Source organism: Mesorhizobium wenxiniae (genome assembly GCF_002284535.1).
GTDB lineage: Bacteria > Pseudomonadota > Alphaproteobacteria > Rhizobiales > Rhizobiaceae > Mesorhizobium > Mesorhizobium wenxiniae.
The window spans coordinates 1-16,697 of sequence record NZ_NPKH01000030.1; the positions used below are offsets into that span (position 1 = coordinate 1).

General features: G+C 61.9%; 14 protein-coding genes and 1 pseudogene. 7 read left to right on the top strand and 8 right to left on the bottom strand.

Annotated features, from left to right (window positions below; all coding sequences use genetic code 11):
• From CIT31_RS24045 to CIT31_RS24075, 7 genes and pseudogenes are all read left to right on the top strand, one after another.
• Nucleotides 1-795: alpha/beta hydrolase (locus CIT31_RS24045; RefSeq protein ID WP_133116202.1), on the top strand; the 795-nt coding region annotated here is incomplete at its 5' end.
• Between the two features lie 162 nt (nucleotides 796-957).
• Complete coding sequence (locus tag CIT31_RS24050) at nucleotides 958-1,833, top strand: peptidyl-prolyl cis-trans isomerase (RefSeq protein WP_095520662.1); 876 nt, start codon at nucleotides 958-960, stop codon at nucleotides 1,831-1,833.
• A 47-nt stretch (nucleotides 1,834-1,880) separates the two neighbouring features.
• Nucleotides 1,881-2,873: a HupE/UreJ family protein gene (locus CIT31_RS24055; RefSeq protein WP_095520783.1), complete on the top strand. Its 993-nt coding sequence runs from the start codon at nucleotides 1,881-1,883 to the stop codon at nucleotides 2,871-2,873.
• Nucleotides 2,874-2,894: 21 nt separating this feature from the next.
• Nucleotides 2,895-4,010 (top strand): hypothetical protein, encoded by a 1,116-nt coding sequence (locus tag CIT31_RS24060; protein ID WP_095520663.1) that lies wholly within the window; start codon nucleotides 2,895-2,897, stop codon nucleotides 4,008-4,010.
• Between the two features lie 56 nt (nucleotides 4,011-4,066).
• On the top strand, nucleotides 4,067-6,010 hold the full coding sequence (locus CIT31_RS24065; RefSeq protein ID WP_425350645.1) for a DUF3604 domain-containing protein: 1,944 nt from the start codon (nucleotides 4,067-4,069) through the stop codon (nucleotides 6,008-6,010).
• A 140-nt stretch (nucleotides 6,011-6,150) separates the two neighbouring features.
• Nucleotides 6,151-6,939, top strand: a complete 789-nt coding sequence (locus tag CIT31_RS24070) for a porin family protein (RefSeq protein ID WP_095520664.1) — start codon at nucleotides 6,151-6,153, stop codon at nucleotides 6,937-6,939.
• A gap of 229 nt (nucleotides 6,940-7,168) precedes the next feature.
• Nucleotides 7,169-8,319 (top strand): annotated as a pseudogene (locus tag CIT31_RS24075) (IS5 family transposase); the annotation flags it as partial.
• Nucleotides 8,320-8,364: 45 nt separating this feature from the next.
• Here CIT31_RS24075 and CIT31_RS24080 read toward each other — a convergent pair.
• The 8 genes from CIT31_RS24080 to CIT31_RS24115 all read right to left on the bottom strand — a co-directional run bounded on the left by CIT31_RS24080 (nucleotide 8,365) and on the right by CIT31_RS24115 (nucleotide 16,695).
• On the bottom strand, nucleotides 8,365-9,432 hold the full coding sequence (locus tag CIT31_RS24080) for a BMP family ABC transporter substrate-binding protein (protein ID WP_095520665.1): 1,068 nt from the start codon (nucleotides 9,430-9,432) through the stop codon (nucleotides 8,365-8,367).
• 51 nt (nucleotides 9,433-9,483) lie between these two features.
• Nucleotides 9,484-10,404: an ABC transporter permease gene (locus CIT31_RS24085; RefSeq protein ID WP_077377988.1), complete on the bottom strand. Its 921-nt coding sequence runs from the start codon at nucleotides 10,402-10,404 to the stop codon at nucleotides 9,484-9,486.
• Complete coding sequence (locus CIT31_RS24090; protein ID WP_095520666.1) at nucleotides 10,404-11,516, bottom strand: ABC transporter permease; 1,113 nt, start codon at nucleotides 11,514-11,516, stop codon at nucleotides 10,404-10,406. The genes CIT31_RS24085 and CIT31_RS24090 overlap by 1 nt, the downstream gene beginning before the upstream one ends.
• A complete protein-coding gene (locus CIT31_RS24095; RefSeq protein ID WP_165778540.1) occupies nucleotides 11,513-13,090 on the bottom strand; it encodes an ABC transporter ATP-binding protein in 1,578 nt (525 codons plus the stop codon). Before CIT31_RS24095 ends, CIT31_RS24090 begins: the two co-directional genes overlap by 4 nt.
• A gap of 219 nt (nucleotides 13,091-13,309) precedes the next feature.
• Complete coding sequence (locus CIT31_RS24100; protein ID WP_095520667.1) at nucleotides 13,310-14,287, bottom strand: quinone oxidoreductase family protein; 978 nt, start codon at nucleotides 14,285-14,287, stop codon at nucleotides 13,310-13,312.
• 51 nt (nucleotides 14,288-14,338) lie between these two features.
• A complete protein-coding gene (gene pcsA, locus CIT31_RS24105) occupies nucleotides 14,339-15,175 on the bottom strand; it encodes a phosphatidylcholine synthase (protein WP_095520668.1) in 837 nt (278 codons plus the stop codon).
• Nucleotides 15,172-15,786 (bottom strand): DUF1326 domain-containing protein, encoded by a 615-nt coding sequence (locus tag CIT31_RS24110; RefSeq protein ID WP_095520669.1) that lies wholly within the window; start codon nucleotides 15,784-15,786, stop codon nucleotides 15,172-15,174. The genes pcsA and CIT31_RS24110 overlap by 4 nt, the downstream gene beginning before the upstream one ends.
• A 12-nt stretch (nucleotides 15,787-15,798) precedes the next feature.
• Nucleotides 15,799-16,695, bottom strand: coding sequence for a DUF2182 domain-containing protein (locus tag CIT31_RS24115; protein ID WP_165778541.1), 897 nt, complete (start codon nucleotides 16,693-16,695; stop codon nucleotides 15,799-15,801).
• Nucleotides 16,696-16,697: the final 2 nt, after the last annotated feature.

Here is a 16,697-nt window from a genome sequence, read left to right on the forward strand (position 1 = left end):
ATCCTGGTCACATGGCCCTCCCGAGGCAGTGCGCTGGCCTATGGCTATGATCGCGAAAGCACCAACTACACGCGAAATGCCCTCGAACTGCTGTTCCAATATCTCGCACGCGATCCCCAGATAAAGGAAGTTTCGATCCTCGCCCATTCGATGGGCAACTGGCTGGCGTTGGAAGGCTTGCGCCAGATGGCCATCCGCAATGGCGGCCTGCCGGCGAAGTTCAAAAACGTCATGCTGGCGGCGCCTGATGTCGATGTCGACGTGTTTCGCACCCAGATTGCCGACATGGGCAAGCAGCACCCGCAGTTCACCCTCTTTGTCTCGCAGGACGATCGCGCGCTCAAAGTGTCGCGACGGGTCTGGGGCAATATCCCCCGGCTCGGATCGATCGATCCGGAACAAGCTCCATACAAGGAGGAACTCGCCAGCAACAACATAACCGTCATCGATCTGACGAAAATCAAATCCGGGGATCGTTTGCATCACGGCAAGTTCGCGTCGTCACCGCAGATCGTGCAACTGATCGGGGCGCGTATGGCCGGCGGCCAGACGTTGACCGACAACAGGGTAGGCCTGGGCGACACGATCATTCAGGCAACGACCGGTGCGGCGGCAGCGGCGGGCAGCGCGGCAGGGCTGGTGATTGCGGCACCCGTTGCAGCGGTCGATCAAAACAGCAGAGAAAATTTAGGCAATCACATTGGCGCCTTGACGGGTTCCCAGACCAGCCAGAAACCGAGTGCTGGCAAGGAATGTGCCCTGTCGGCACCGTCGACGAAGAAGTGCGAGAGGTAGTGCTTTGAAGGGGCACCCGCAGATCTATGTCGCCGTTACACCGTTGTTGCGCTGTTACGTGCTTGCCCACGTAACTTACATTCCGTCCCGGTTCTTTGGGACCTACCATCCATGCAGGAGCGAAGGAAGAGGTATGCGGCGGCGGGGGAAGCAGGAAAGCGTATGATGTTGCTCAGGGAACCTCTCCTGCATTTCGCCGTCATCGGCGCGATGTTGTTTGGCGGCTATTCCTGGCTGAACGACAAGGAAGCTGAAGCCACAATCGTCGAACCGGTCCGGATCGGCGAAGGCGACGTGCGCTGGCTCAAGCAGACCTGGGCGAGCCAGTGGCTGCGCGAGCCGACAGCCGATGAGCTCAAGGGTCTTGTCGACGATCTGCTGAGCGAGAAACTGATGGCGCGCGAAGCGCAGCAGATGGGTCTCGAACAGGATGACACCATCGTTCGCCGCCGCCTGGCGCAAAAGCTGAAATTCCTCGTCGAGGACACGGCCCGGCTTGCCGAGCCGATCGAAGCGGAGCTGCGGCAGTTCTATGGCCTCAATCTTGCGCACTTCGAGACGCCCGGAAGACTCTCGTTCCGGCAGGTCTATTTCAACCCGGAGCATCGCAAGGATGCTGCGGCGGACGCGACCGCCGCGCTGGGTGCGCTGTCAGCGAATACAAAGGACGGTTCGACCGCGGGCGACCGGCTGCTGTTCGGCGACAGCTTCGCCGATACCGACGAGTTGGCACTGTCCGGAATGTTCGGTGCCGATTTTGCGCGCGAGGTGTTTGCACTCGAACCGGGCGGATGGCGGGGCCCGGTGAAATCCGGCTATGGCTTCCATCTGGTCCTCGTCACGCAACGCACCGCGACTGCGCCGAAGCCCTTCGAGACGGTCAGGGATGCCGTCCTCGCTGAGTGGCGCTCTGCGAAGCAGACCGAGTTCAGCCGAGATTATCTGATCGCGCTGCGCAACAAGTATGGCGTGGAGCTGGACGACAGCACGAAAGCGACGCTCGGCCCAGAGACCACTCCGAAGGTGGCCGCGCAATGAACCCGCTGACCAAATGGTCTGCGCTGGCGCGTGGTGCCCGCGCCGCGATGGAGTGCGTTCGGCTGGTCGTGCTGGCAGCGGCCGTCGCCATGCTGTTCCCGGAGGTTGCCTCGGCGCATGAGGTGCGCCCCGCCTACCTCAGCGTTCAGGAACAGGCGCCGAACGAGTTCAGCGTGCTGTTCAAGACACCGATGCAGGGTGACGCGCGTCTGGCGCTGTCGGCAGCATTCTCGGGCAAGGTCGAGAACCTCACGCCGGTCGTCTCGCGCCCGACCGGCGACGCAATGGTGCAGACCTGGCAGATGCGCGCGGTCGAGCCGTTGGAAGGCCAGGTGGTATCGATTGACGGGCTGCAAAACACGATGACGGATGCGCTCGTGCGCGTCGAGTTCGCCAGCGGCGACGTGTGGATCGAGCGGCTGACGCCCGGCGCCCCGGAAGCGACGATACCTGCAACTCCAAGCCGCTGGTTTACGGCGGCCATCTATCTCAAACTTGGCGTCGAGCACATTCTGCTCGGCTTCGATCACCTCCTCTTCGTGCTAGCCCTGCTCATCATCACCGCGGGTACGTGGCGGCTTATCAAGACGATCACCGCCTTTACCGTCGCGCATAGCATCACGCTCGCGCTGGCGACGCTCGGCTTTGTTCACATCCCCTCGCCGCCGGTCGAGGCCGTAATCGCGTTGTCGATCGCGTTCGTTGCCGTCGAGATCGTCCACGTGCGCCAAGGGCGCAGAAGTTTAGCCGCCCGCGCACCCTGGCTGGTAGCCTTCGCATTCGGGCTTCTCCACGGTTTCGGCTTTGCCGGGGCCCTGAGCGAGATCGGATTGCCGCCCGGGCAGATTCCGGTGGCGCTGCTGTTCTTCAACCTCGGCGTTGAAATCGGACAGCTTCTTTTTGTCGGAGCCGTACTCGCCCTGGTTGCACTGATCCGGGTCCGCAGGCGGTCGCTGCCGACCTGGCTGGATCTTGTACCGCCATACGCTATCGGCACGATTGCAATGTTCTGGGTGATCGAACGTGTCGCGACCTTTTAAGATTGTCAGGAAGGACGGCATATGAACACCTCGCGCAGGGATTGGCGAACCAGGCTGACAAGCGCAGCACTGGCATCGCTGATATGCATGATTGCCGCGGCGCTTCTACTGACCGCGACGCCGGCGCATGCCTGCGAGCTCTGTATGCCCTATCCTCAAGTGACGAATGCCGACCAGGTCGTCGGGAGCGGCACGGCGGTCTTCGCGCGCGAGAATCCGGCAAGACCTTTCTCTTACGTGGTGCTGGAAACATTCAAGGGACGCTACGACGGCAGCGCCATCCCTCTGTTCCTCGATTCGACGACGGCCCGCGCCCTCCAGCTGTATCCGGCTCTCCAGGTTATTCTTGTCCAGAACGGTCCCGGCGGGACCTGGAGGGCGCTTGGCATGGCGGGGCGCGAGTATCAAAGTGTAATGCGCCAGGTGGCCCAATGGGACAAGAGCTCGAAGACGCCGGCCGAACGCGCGGTGTTCTTCGCCACTTACCTACGGCACGAAGATCGCAGGCTCGCCGAACTGGCCTTCCTCGAGGTCGCGCGCGCGCCCTACGCAACGCTGCGCGATCTCAAAACAAGAGTTGTGCGTGACGACATCTATCGAATCGTCAACGACTTGTTTCATGTCGAATGGCATGGGCTCTACATCCTCATGCTCGGCATGTCGGACCGCCCGGACGACATCGCCTTCGTTCGCGGAAAACTGAAGACCGCGGCGAAGTATGGGCTGACGATCAACCTCGGTGCCTATGCCACTGCTCTCATCGAAATGACGGGCGCGGACGGGGTGACGCAGCTCACGGAAGAATACTTCGTCGAGCCGGCCCGAAGTAATGCTGAGCTGCTCGAAATCGTGAAAGCACTGTCGGTACAGGGGACGGGCGGGGCCGTCGAACTGCGGTCCGCGATCGTCGAAGCTTACGGTCGCCTGCTCGCACACCACCCCGAGCTTGCCGGGAATGTCGCAAATGACCTGTCCGATTGGAAAGTGGTTCGTTTCGTGCCCCGGCTGCGTGAAATTCTGAATGCGGGCGTTGGCCTGGACGAAGCATCGCATTTCGCGATCGCTATGTACCTTTCAAGCGCTGATCAAGGCGGGAGTTCCAAGGCCGTGTTCACGCGGTGCGGCGGTCTCCGATGACCAGTTTTCCAGGGAATAATTCGCTTTGGCATGCGCCAAACAGTTGGAGGAGGACTATGATGAGAACGCTCGGACTTTTGTACTTTGTCTCGGTTGCCGCTCTTGGAGCTGCCAGCGTGATAGGTGCGCTGCCAGCAGCAGCGCAGGATTCCGGCACCCTGGACAAGGAAGCGGCAGAGAAGGTCTTTCCCGCCAAAAAGCCCTATTCGCCGGCGGCCGGCCGAAATTTCCCGACGCGGCCGCTGTTCGGGGACACTCACCTCCACACCTCATTCTCCATGGATGCCGGCGCCTTCGGTGCGCGTCTCAGCCCTCGCGACGCCTATCGTTTCGGCAGGGGCGAGGAGGTTACGGCATCCTCCGGGCAACTGACGAAGCTGTCGCGGCCACTCGATTTTCTGGTCGTCGCCGACCATTCGGACAATATGGGCTTTTTCCCGGATCTGCTTGCGGGAAAGCCCGGACTTCTCGCCGATCCGCTCGGCCGGAAATGGTACGACATGATCCAGTCGGGCAAAGGCGCGGAAGCTGCGATCGACATCATCGTCTCCTTTGGCGCCGGCAAGTTCAAGGGACCGATCCTCTATTCCCCCGACTCCGCCCCCTATCGCTCGGCATGGCAGGAGACCATCGACGCAGCGGAGGAAGCAAACGAGCCGGGACGCTTTACGGCGATCATCGGCTACGAGTGGACGTCCAACACGGGCGGCAACAATCTGCATCGCAACGTCCTGTTCCGCGACAATGGGGACCGCGCCGGACAGGTCGTCCCATATACGGTTCTTCCCCCTGGTAGCGACAATCCGCGCGACCTGTGGAAATGGATGTCGGCCTATGAGGAAAAAACCGGCGGCGACGTACTGGCGATCGCGCACAACGGCAATCTCTCCAACGGTATCATGTTCCCGATCGTGGAACCGGGCGTTAACAAGCCCATCGACCGGGAATATGCCGAGACCCGCGCCAGATGGGAGCGGCTTTACGAAGCCACCCAGATCAAGGGCGATGGAGAGGCGCATCCTTTCCTGTCGCCGAACGACGAGTTCGCGAATTTTGAGACGTGGGACAAAGGCAACCTCGACCTGACGGTCGTCAAGACGCCCGATATGCTGGAGTTCGAATATGCACGCTCGGCGCTGAAGAATGGGCTCAAGTTGGAGAAGGAACTCGGCATCAATCCATACAAGTTCGGCATGATCGGCTCGACTGATGCGCACACCGGGCTGGCTGCCGTCGAGGAGGACAATTTCTTCGGTAAGACCTCGAGCAGCGAGCCCAGCGCCGAGCGGGCTACGCACCCGTTCGTCAAGACCGAGAAGGCTACCATCATGGGCTGGGAGCAGACATCGTCCGGCTATGCCGCGGTGTGGGCCACCGAGAACACGCGTCATGCCATTTTCGACGCGATGGAACGCCGAGAGACCTATGCGACAACGGGTCCGCGCATGGCAGTCCGCTTCTTTGCCGGTTTCGATTTCGTCGCCGCGGATGCCAATTCGCGGAGTCCGGCAGTCGTCGGCTACTCAAAAGGCGTGCCGATGGGCGGCGATCTCACAGCCGCGCCGGAAGGCAAGGCGCCGACCTTCCTGGTTGCGGCGCTGAAGGATCCAATCGGCGCAAACCTCGATCGCTACCAAATCGTCAAGGGATGGCTCGATGCCGCCGGCGAAGTGCAGGAAAAGGTCTATGACGTTGCGTGGTCGGGCGACCGCAAGCCGGGCGCTAACGGCAAGGTGCCTTCGGTCGGAAGCACTGTCGATGTCGCCAATGCCACCTGGACCAACACGATAGGGGCGCCGGAACTGGTCGCCGTCTGGGTCGATCCCGAGTTCGATCCGACCCAGCGGGCGTTCTATTACGGCCGCGTGCTGGAAATCCCGACGCCGCGCTGGACCGCCTACGACGCCAAATATTTCGGCGTAAAAATGCCGCCGGAAGCGACGATGGAGATGCAGGAGCGCGCGTACACCTCGCCGATCTGGTACAGTCCGGCGGGCTGATCGAGACGAATCGTACAGGCAGCAGCATCCGGGCTCGCTTCGTCGAATCCCCGGGCCGCGCCGGTTGTCTAGCAGTGCATCTGGATTCGATGCGGGGAGCGAGCAATAATGAGTTTCGTTGACAACACGAGGAGGGGAAATTGAAATTGAACGTGCTCGCGGCTGCTGGTTGCAGCCTGGCTATTTCGATCAGCGTGGCTGCTGCTGCCGATGCGGTCTATCCCGGGGCCGAGACGGTCGAATATCAGGCCCCATCGGGCTGGACATTCTCGGTCGCCGGCTATGGTTGGCTGGCTGGGCTTGAGGGCACAGTAGGGGCGGGCGGCCGGACAGCCCATGTCGACGCCAGCATCGGCGACATACTTTCGAACTTCGACATAGCAGTCATGGGACTGGCCGAGGCGCGATACGAGCGGTTCGGCATCTTCACTGACTTCAACTATGTGCGGCTGTCGGGCTCCTCGGATACCCCATTCGGCATTCTGGCCAGCAGTGCGGACGTCACGAGCCAAAGCCTGATGTGGACGACTGCGGCAGAGTATCGGCTTGTCGATGCGCCTGAGGTGAGTCTCGATGTGTTAGCAGGCTTCCGGCTCTACTCGCTCAAGAACGAGATCGATTTCAATGGCCCCGGCCTGCTCGCCGGCGTCTCCTTGTCGGACCAGCAAACCTGGGCCGATCCCATCGTAGGTCTGAAGGCCCGCTACTCTTTCACCCCGCAATTGTACCTTACGGGTTGGGGATTCCTGGGGGGTGGCGTCTCCGCCGACGTGACCTGGGACGTCATGGCTGGCGCTGGCTATCAATTCACCGACTCGTTCTCTGCCGTGCTCGGTTACCGCGCCTCGGGCGTCGACTACGAGAATGACGGCTTTGTCTACGACACCGTGCAGCAGGGTCCGATACTCGGTGCAGTGTTTCGCTTTTGACGCATCAAGGGAAGCGCTCCTTCGGTTGAGTGCTGGACGTCAGGACCTGGCGCTACTTGCCCGTCAGCCGTGAAGAACTCGGAATGCTTTGATTTCGTTTAACAATTTCCCCTGATTTCGGGTTTCAGATTGCCGAATTTCGTGGCTTTGCGTGGCGATTTCCGGCAAATTGTAATCGTGTCTGTACGCGTGATTCGACTGTTCTTGCGAAGCAGCGAAGGAGCTAGCGATGCGGCCGAAGGAACGGCGCGAGAGCGGCCAGACGGACCTGTTGCGATCCCGGCTCGACCACATCCTCAATATGGATCATGCGCTGGTGAAGCTGGCCAAGACGATCGACTGGCGCTTCCTGGAAGAGCGGCTCGGCGAGGTCTATGGCGACGATCCTGGCCGGCCGCCTTTGCCGACCCGGCTAATGGCGGGATTGGCCATTCTCAAGTCGATGCACAACCTGTCCGACGAAAGCCTGTGCGAACGCTGGCTGGAGAATCCCTACTACCAGCTGTTCTGCGGCGAGGAGTTCTTCCAGCACCGCCTCGCTTTCGACCGCAGCTCGCTGACGCGCTGGCGGCTGCGCATGGGCGAGGAGCGGCTGATGGCGCTGCTCCAGGAAAGTCTTGCAGCGGCGGCCAGGCTGGAGGCGGCCAAGCCGTCGGACTTCCGCGCGGTGATCGTCGACACCACCGTGCAGGAAAAGGCCATCACCTTTCCCACCGACGCCAAGCTGATGCATCGCGCCCGCGAGCGGCTGGTGAAGCTGGCCAAGAGGCAAGGCATTGCCCTGCGCCAATCCTATGTGCGGGTCGGCAAGATCGCGCTGATCAAGCATCAGCGCTATGCCCATGCCAAGCAGTTCAAGCGGGCCAACCGGCAGCTCAAGCGCCTGCGCACCATGCTGGGAGCGGTGATCCGCGACATCACCCGCAAGCTCGTCGGGCGGCCGGAACTGATGCAGGCCTTTGCCCTGCCGGGCGCGTCAGGGATCAGCGCCAGCGCGAGCGGGGCAAGAAGGTGTATTCCCTGCACGCTCCGGAGGTCGAGTGCATCGGCAAGGGCAAGCCCCACAAGCCCTACGAGTTCGGCGTCAAGGTCTCCGTCGCCACCCCGCTGCAGCGCAGCCGCGGCGGCCAGTTCGTCGCCCATGTCAACGCGCTGCCCGGCAATCCTTATGATGGCCACACGCTGGCCACCATCATCCCCGCAATCGAGGACACCATCGGCGTCAGCCTCGGCAAGATCGTCACCGATGCCGGCTATCGCGGCCACAACGCTCCGAAGGGCAAGATGTTCAAGGTCCATGTCGCCGGCTACAAGCGCGGCCTCACCAAGGCCGTCAAACGGGCGCTGCGACGATTTCGGGCTGTTGCTAAAACGAAAGGGCGCTGTGCGGCGCCCTTCCTGTCAAGATTTCGGCCCAGCTTGCGCTTACTGCGGCAGCTTGTCGTCGACGCCCTTGACGTAGAAGTTCATGCCGAGCAGCGTCGGATCGTCGGCGACTTCGCCTTCCTTCAGCCACGGCGTGCCGTCCTGCTTGGCGATCGGCCCGGTGAACGGGTTCCATCCTTCGACGATCTTCTTCTCGGTGGCTTCCGCCATCGCCTTCACGTCGTCGGGCATGTTGGTGTAAGGGGCCATCTTAACGGCGCCGTCCTTGATGCCCAGCCAAACATTGCCGGGTTTCCAGGTGCCGTCGAGTGCAGCCTTCACCCGGCCGATATAATACGGGCCCCAATCGTCGACGATCGAGGTCAACTGCGCCTTGGGGGCGAACTTGATCATGTCCGAAGACTGGCCGAAGCCCTGCAGTCCGCGCTCTTCGGCGACTTGCAGGGGAGCGGTCGAGTCGGTGTGCTGGACGATGATGTCGGCACCCTGGTCGAACAGAGCCTTGGCGGCATCGGCTTCCTTGCCCGGATCGAACCATGAATTGATCCAGACGATCTTCGCCTTGAAATCCGGCTTGATCGACTGGGCTCCGAGCATGAAGGAATTGATACCCATCACCACTTCGGGAATCGGGAACGAAACGATGTAGCCGGCGACGCCCGACTTCGATTGCTTGGCGGCGATCTGGCCGAGGATGTAGCGGCCTTCGTAGAAGCGTGCGTTGTAGATGCCGAGATTTTCGGCCGTCTTGTAGCCGGTCGCGTGCTCGAACATCACGTCGGGGAATTTTTTGGCGACCTTCACTTCGGGGTCCATGAAGCCGAAGGAGGTGCCGAAAATGATCTTGCATCCTTCGCGCGCCAGGCGCTCGAAGGCACGATCGGCATCGGGACCCTCGGAGACGTTCTCCAGATAAGCGGTCTCGACCTTGTCGCCGAGTGCCTTCTCTACGTCCAGGCGGCCCTGGTCATGCTGGTAGGAATAGCCAAAATCGCCGATCGGGCCGGTATAGACCCAACAGGCTTTCAGCTTTTCCTGCGCTTCGGCGGTCGCCGCCAGCGACAATGCCGCCGCCGCGGCCATCAGCGCAATAAGCAGTTTTTTCATCGTGTTACCTCTCTGAGTTAAGCCTTGGAGCTTCCCGTTTGTCTTTTATCGTCAACGATCCGGAACGAATGGCTGCCCCAAGGAAGCCGGTGTGTTCATCATCGTCAAACGCTTGTTGCGTGAGATTAGAACGAGAACCACGATGGTTGCCAGATAGGGCAACGAAGAAAGCAGTTGCGAGGGAACCGGAATGCCAAAAGCCTGTGCATGAAGCTGGCCGATCCAGACCGCGCCGAAGATATAGGCGCCAGCCAGCACCCGCCATGGCCGCCATGATGCGAACACGACCAGCGCCAGCGCGATCCAGCCGCGTCCGGCGGTCATGTTCTCCACCCATTGCGGCGTATAGACCAGCGACAAGTGCCCCCCGGCAAGGCCCGCACAGGCGCCGCCGAAGATCACCGCCAGGTAGCGGTATCGGATGACCTTGATGCCAAGCGCATGGGCCGATGTGTGGCTGTCGCCGATCGAGCGCAGCGTCAGTCCGGTGCGGGTCTTGAACAGGAACCACATGACGGCGGCGGTCAATGCAATCGAGATGTAGAAGATCGGGTCCTGGCCGAACAACAACCTGCCGATGACGGGCATCGCTGTCAGGCCGGGAATGTCGAGGTTTGGCAGCCTCGCGCCGGGCTGGCCGACAAAGCTGGTGCCCATCATGCCGGAAAGGCCGAGGCCGAGCAATGTCAGCGACAGGCCGGTCGCCACCTGGTTGGTGGCCAGCGACAACGTCATGACGGCGAACAGCAGTGAAAACACCGCACCCAGGGCGATCGCCGCCAACAACCCGATCCATGGCGATCCGGTGAGATAGCCGGCGCCGAAACCGCCGACCGCCCCCATGATCATCATGCCTTCGACGCCGAGATTGAGCACGCCGGAACGTTCGACCACCAGCTCGCCGATCGCCGCGATCAGCAAAGGCGTCGCCGCGGTTGCGATGGTCAAAAGAATGTTGACGGTGATGTCCATCAGCGGGCCTCCTCCAGCTTCGGCGCGGATTCAAGCGTCGGCGCAGCCAAGCCGATCAGGCGAATGCGGTAGTGAATGAGCGTGTCGCAGCCGAGCACGAAGAACAGGAGCATGCCCTGGAACACGCGCGCCACCTTGTCGGAGATGCCGACCGCGCTTTGCACTGCCTCGCCGCCGAGATAGGTCAGCGCCAGCACCAGGCCCGCCGCGACAATGCCTAATGGATTGAGCCGGCCGAGGAACGCCACGATGATGGCGGCAAAGCCGTAGCCGGGCGAAATCACCGGCTGCAGCTGGCCGATGGCGCCGGAGACTTCCGAGATGCCGGCAAGTCCGGCCAGTGCCCCCGACAGCATGAAGGCGAAGAACACCATCCGGTTGATGCCGAAGCCGGCGAAGCGCCCTGCCCTGGGGCTAGAGCCGAGCACGCGGACCTCAAAGCCTTTCAGCATGCGGCTCATCAGGATCCAGACCAGCACCGCCGCGACCAGCGCGAACACGAAGCCCCAATTGGCCCGGCCGGAGGCCGGCATCAGTTCCGGCAATATCGCCGAGTCGTTGAACTGTATCGTCTGCGGGAAATTGAAGCCCTTCGGATCGCGCCACGGCCCGCGCACCAGCCAGTCGAGGAACAGCTGCGCGACATAGACCAGCATCAGGCTGGTCAGGATCTCGTTGGTGTTGAAGCGCGCCTTGAGCAGGGCGGGAATGGCGGCGTAGGCCGCACCGCCGACCATGCCGAACAGCAGCATCAGCGGCAGCACCAGCGGGCCTTCAAACTGCGGAAACAGCACCGGAATGCTCGAGCCGACGATGCCGCCCAGGATGAACTGGCCTTCCGCGCCGATGTTCCAGATGTTGGCTCTGTAGCAAACCGACAGGCCGACCCCGATCAGGATGAGCGGTGCCGCCTTGATCGCCAGCTCGTGCAGCTGCCAGACCTGACTGACAGGCTCGAGGAAGTAGATTTGGAACGCCTTCAAGGGATTGACGCCAAGCAGCGCGAACAGGATGGCGCCGGCAATGATCGTCAGCACGAACGCAATGAAGGGCGACAGCGCCGAGAACAGCATCGAGCGCTGCGGCCGTTTGACGAGTTCGAGGCGCATCATGACGTCTCCAGAGCGTGTTCGGCGTGGCCCGGCTCGGCCCCGCCCATCAGCAGTCCGATCTTTTCGAACGTGGCCTCGGCGATCGGCAAAGGCTTCGACAACTCGCCATTGTGCATCACCGCGATCGCGTCGGATATCTCGAACAATTCGTCGAGATCCTGGCTGATGACCAGCACTGCCGAGCCGCTGCGCGCCAATTCGATCAGCGTTTGCCGAATGTGGGCGGCCGCACCGGCGTCGACGCCCCAGGTCGGCTGATTGACGACCATGACGCTTGGCCTGCGGTCGAGTTCGCGGCCGACAATGAATTTCTGCAGATTGCCGCCTGAAAGCGCTGCCGCTTCCGGGTCCGGAGCGCTCTTGCGCACATCCATCGCCTTGATGATGCGTTGGGCAGCGGCATAGATCGCATCGCTTTTGACCATTCCGCCGGCGCCGACAAACACCTTGCCGTCGGTGGCATGGCGCGACAGCAGCAGGTTTTCCGAAAGCTTCATGCGGGGTGCTGCACCGTGGCCGAGCCGCTCTTCCGGCACGAAGGCAGCGCCCATCAGCCGCCTGCCGGTGATGCTGAGGCCGCCGGCGTCCTTGCCGCGGATGCGTACCGAGGCGGCATCCTGCTGCGACACCTCGCCGGAAACGGATTCGAAGAACTCGCCCTGGCCGTTGCCGGCGACGCCTGCAATGCCGATCACTTCGCCGGCGCGTACGGTCAAGTTGATGTTTCTGAGCGGGATCGAGAACGGCGTTGCCGGCTTGCGGCTGAGCGCGCGGATTTCAAGCAGCGGCTGCGCGGTCTCGATACCCTGGGCCGGCGCGCGCACCACGGCCTGCACGTCGTTGCCGACCATCATGCGGGCCAGCGATGCCGCGGTCTCCTTGCGCGGATTGCAATGGCCAACCACCTTGCCGTGGCGCAGCACAGTGGCGCGGTCGCAGATACGCTTGACCTCTTCCAGCCGGTGCGAAATGTAGAGGATGGACTTTCCTTCCGATCGCAGCCGTTCGAGCGTCTCGAACAGCTTGTCGGCTTCCTGTGGCGTCAGCACCGAGGTCGGCTCGTCGAGGATGATGAGTTGCGGCGTCTGCAGAAGACAGCGGATGATCTCGATGCGCTGGCGCTCACCGACCGAGAGGTCGCCGACCAGCGATTGCGGATCGAGCGGCAGGCCGTAGCTATAGGAAAGCGCCCTCGCCTTCGCGGCAATCGTGCTGATCGGCGAACCGTCGTCCAGCGACAGCGCGATGTTCTCGGCCGCCGTCAGTGCCTCGAACAGCGAAAAATGCTGGAACACCATGCCGATGCCAAGCTTCTTCGCAAAGCCGGGATTGGTGATCGTGACCGCCTGGCCGTTCCAGAAAATCTCGCCCGAATTGGGCTCCAGCGTTCCGAACAGCATTTTGACGAGCGTCGACTTGCCGGCGCCGTTCTCGCCGAGCAACGCATGGATCTCGCCTTTTGCGACGGTGAGATCGACATGGTCGCACGCTGTCAGTGTGCCGAACGTCTTGGTAAGGCCACGAACCTCAAGCAGGTTTGCGTCGTCCTGATTTGCACTCACAGTGCCTCCCATCTGGTTTGCCAGATATGTTCTGTGTTCCCGCAGGCATGGTATGCGCGGCCTGCTGTCGTCGCAAAGCGGCACCCGTCTTGAAAGAGCTTCAAGAATTTCAGCGGAAACCTAACGCATCGGCCCGAAAATCGAAATCGATTTTCGGAAAGCACGATGCGTAGATTCAAAATCTTGGAGCGCGCTTTTGTGCGTCCAAGTGGACACACGTCGCCCCAAGGCTCAGGGGATAAGAATGGTTGTCCCGGTCGTCCTGCGGCCTTCAAGGTCGGAATGCGCTTTGCCGGCGTCCTGGAGCGCGTAACGCTGATTGATCTTGATCTTGACCGCGCCGCTGAGCACGATTTCGAAGAGTGCGGCGGCGGACGCCTCCAGATCTTCGCGCCTGGCGTTGTAGACGAACAGCGTTGGACGGGTTGCGAACAGCGAACCTTTTTGCGCCAGCAAGGACATGCTGAACGGCGGGACCGGTCCCGACGATTGACCGAAGCTGGCGAACATGCCGAGCGGCTTCAGGCAGTCGAGCGAGGCCGGAAAGGTGTCGTTGCCGACCGAATCATAGACGACGTCACACTTCTTGCCGCCGGTGATGGCGAGGACGCCGGCGACGAAGTCCTGCTCGCGGTAGTTGATGACGTGGTCGAAGCCATGCGCCTTGGCGAGCTCGATCTTGTCGGCGGAGCTGGCGGTGCCGATCACGGTTGCGCCAAGATGCTTGGCCCATTGGCCGAGGATCAGCCCGACACCGCCGGCCGCCGCGTGAAACAGGACCGTGTCGCCCGCCTTCACCTTGAAGGTACGGCGCAGCAGATATTCCGCCGTCATCCCTTTCAGCATCATGGCGGCCGCCTGTTCGTCGCTGATGCCGTCCGGCACCTTGACGACGCGATCGGCGGCGATCACGCGCTGTTCGGCATAGGCGCCAGTCGTCACGGCGTAGGCGATGCGATCGCCCGGCTTCAGCCAGTCGATATCCGCGCCCACTTCCATCACCACCCCGGCCGCCTCGCCGCCGGGTATCAGCGGGAAACCGCCTGGCGGCGGGTAAAGGCCGGAGCGATGATAGACGTCGATGAAATTGAGGCCGATCGCCGTGTGCTTGACCAAGATCTGCCCCGAGCCGAGTTGGCCCGGATCGGCGTCCTCATAGGTCAGGACTTCCGGACCGCCATGGGCGTAGATGCGTATTGCTTTGGACATTGATGAGGCTCTCTTGGGACCAGATTTTCTTGGGACCAGACTCTCTTGGGATCAGGTTTTCTTGGCGCCGAGCGTTGGAAAGAGCTGCATGATACCGCCGATGCATGCGAGGTAAAGTCCGGTGACCGTGATGCCGATCTTGGTGAAGACACTCACCTGCTCGCCCAATACGCCGATCTGGTCGTAGAAGGCGGCAAGAGCTGCCTGCGCCAGCGCCAGCGCTCCGAAAGCGCACCATAGCAGCGTCATGCCAAGGTTGATCGGCCGCAGCCGCACCACCCGCACCGGGTGGATGAAATTGATCGGCACAAAGGTCAGGATGCCGGCCACCACGACCACGGCGAAGGAAACCCATTGTCCCGGCTCGATGACGAACAGCGTGAACACCACCATGTTCCAGACCACGGGAAACCCCTTGAAGAAATTTTCCTTGGTCTTCATCCCGGTGTCGGCATAGTAGATCGCGCTCGACACGACGATGATCGCCGCCGACAGGAACGACAGGCCCTCACCCATGAAGCCGCGCTGGTAAAGCGCGAAGGCCGGTATCAGCACATAGGTGACGTAATCGATGATGTTGTCGAGGAGTTCGCCCGACCACGTCGGCAGGATTTCCTTGACCTCGAGTTTCCTGGCGATCGGCCCGTCGATGCCGTCGACGAACAGCGCCAGCCCCAGCCACCAGAACATCGCCGTCCAGCGCTGCTCGCTCGCCGCCACCAGCGACAGGAACGCCAGGAACGAGCCCGACGCGGTCAGCAGATGGACCGAAAACGCGCGCGCCTGCGGCCATGTGACTTTCTTCTTCGGCCGCGGAATCCTGTCAGCGATTTTCCTGGCCGTGATTTTTCCGGCCGTGATTTTTCTGGCCGTTGTTTTTTTGCTCACGGGCCCCGCCAGTCCAGCTTGCAGATTTCGGCCGAGCGGCCGGCAAAATTCCAGTTGCGGCCGAAGGCCCGCATCTTGCTCTTGTCGGACCTGGCGACGATGATTTCCGGTGCGATCCAGTACTCCGAATTGCTGATCACCGTATCCTTGTCGCGGTCCTTGCCGGAAATCGGCGTTACGGCTCCATCGATGATCTTCGGGATCTGGAAGATCCGCGTCCTGTCGCGCGTCTCATAGGTGATCGGCGCCTGCTCGACGCCGAGGAACTTTCCGACCAGGATGGAGAGCAGCGAGGTGGTTCCGCCAGCCTTGCCAGTGAAAATCCTGGTCAGCGCCTTTACCGCGTAGACTGAGGCGCGCTTGTCGATGAACAGTCCGGCGGTCCAGTTGCCGCGGCTCATATAGCCGGGGATTTCCATGACCAGCCCAAGGTTGAGGCCGGATAGGTCGACCTCGCCGAAATGGCCGGCATCGATGCGGAACCCCGCCCAGGTCTGACAATAGCCCTCGGTCGGCGGGTGACTGCCAAGGGACAGCACGCAAGGGCAAAAAACCGTGCAATTGCAGGAGAGCACCAGCTCTCCTTTCATTGCCCAGCCTTGATCCGCCATCGAATTCTCTCCCTATGCCGAGACTACTAGCAGGGCGGTTGCCCAGACAAGCAGTATCGCACCGGCGACCCGGGTTGGCAGCCTGCCCGCCGTCTGTTTTTCGATCAAGGTGAACAGGCCGATCAACGCCAACCAGAACACGTTCATCACACCGACGGCGAACATCACCAGCATCAGCGCCCAGCAGCAGCCGAGGCACCAGACGCCCTGCTCCATGCCGAGCCGGAAAATGCGGCCGGGCCTCGCGCTCCAGTTCGAAAACAGGATCGAGAACGGGCTTTTGCATTTTGTCAGGCAGGCTTCCTTCAGGCCGCTGAACTGATAGAGGCCAGCAACCAAAAGCGCAGCCGCTCCTGTCGCTCCGACCACCGGATCGAGCATCTGCACAGATGAGGCGAAGGCGTGAACGATGAGTGTCAGCGCCGCAAACACTGCCGACGCAGCCAACCACACGCTGAGGTAGCCGGCGACCAGGATCAGCGGATGGACGACCGCTTCGCCCTTGATCCGCGCGGTATCGGCGATCTCGCAATAGGTGCGGATCATCGGCGCCGCCGAAGGCAGCATGGTGGCGACCGCCATCAGGAACCACATGACGATGAGCGCTCCGGCCTGCGCGCCGACGCCCCCGTCGAGCGGCGCAGGTGCAAGACAAAGGCTGAAGAAGCGCTCGAGAAGGTCCGGCAGCGGCAGCCCCGGCAGATGCCTGAGCATCGTGTCGCCGGGTGCATCGATGCCCGGAACCCGGCTTTCGGCGCCACGTATGGCCATGGCGCCAAGAAGCAGCCATGCCAGGACGACGCCTGCGCCCAAAACGATGTTCACCGCCAGTCGAGGATTGCGCGAGACGCTCGCCGCGGCCCGGCCGAAACGGTCGAGATGACTGAAATCATGGTCTTGGCCGATCATGG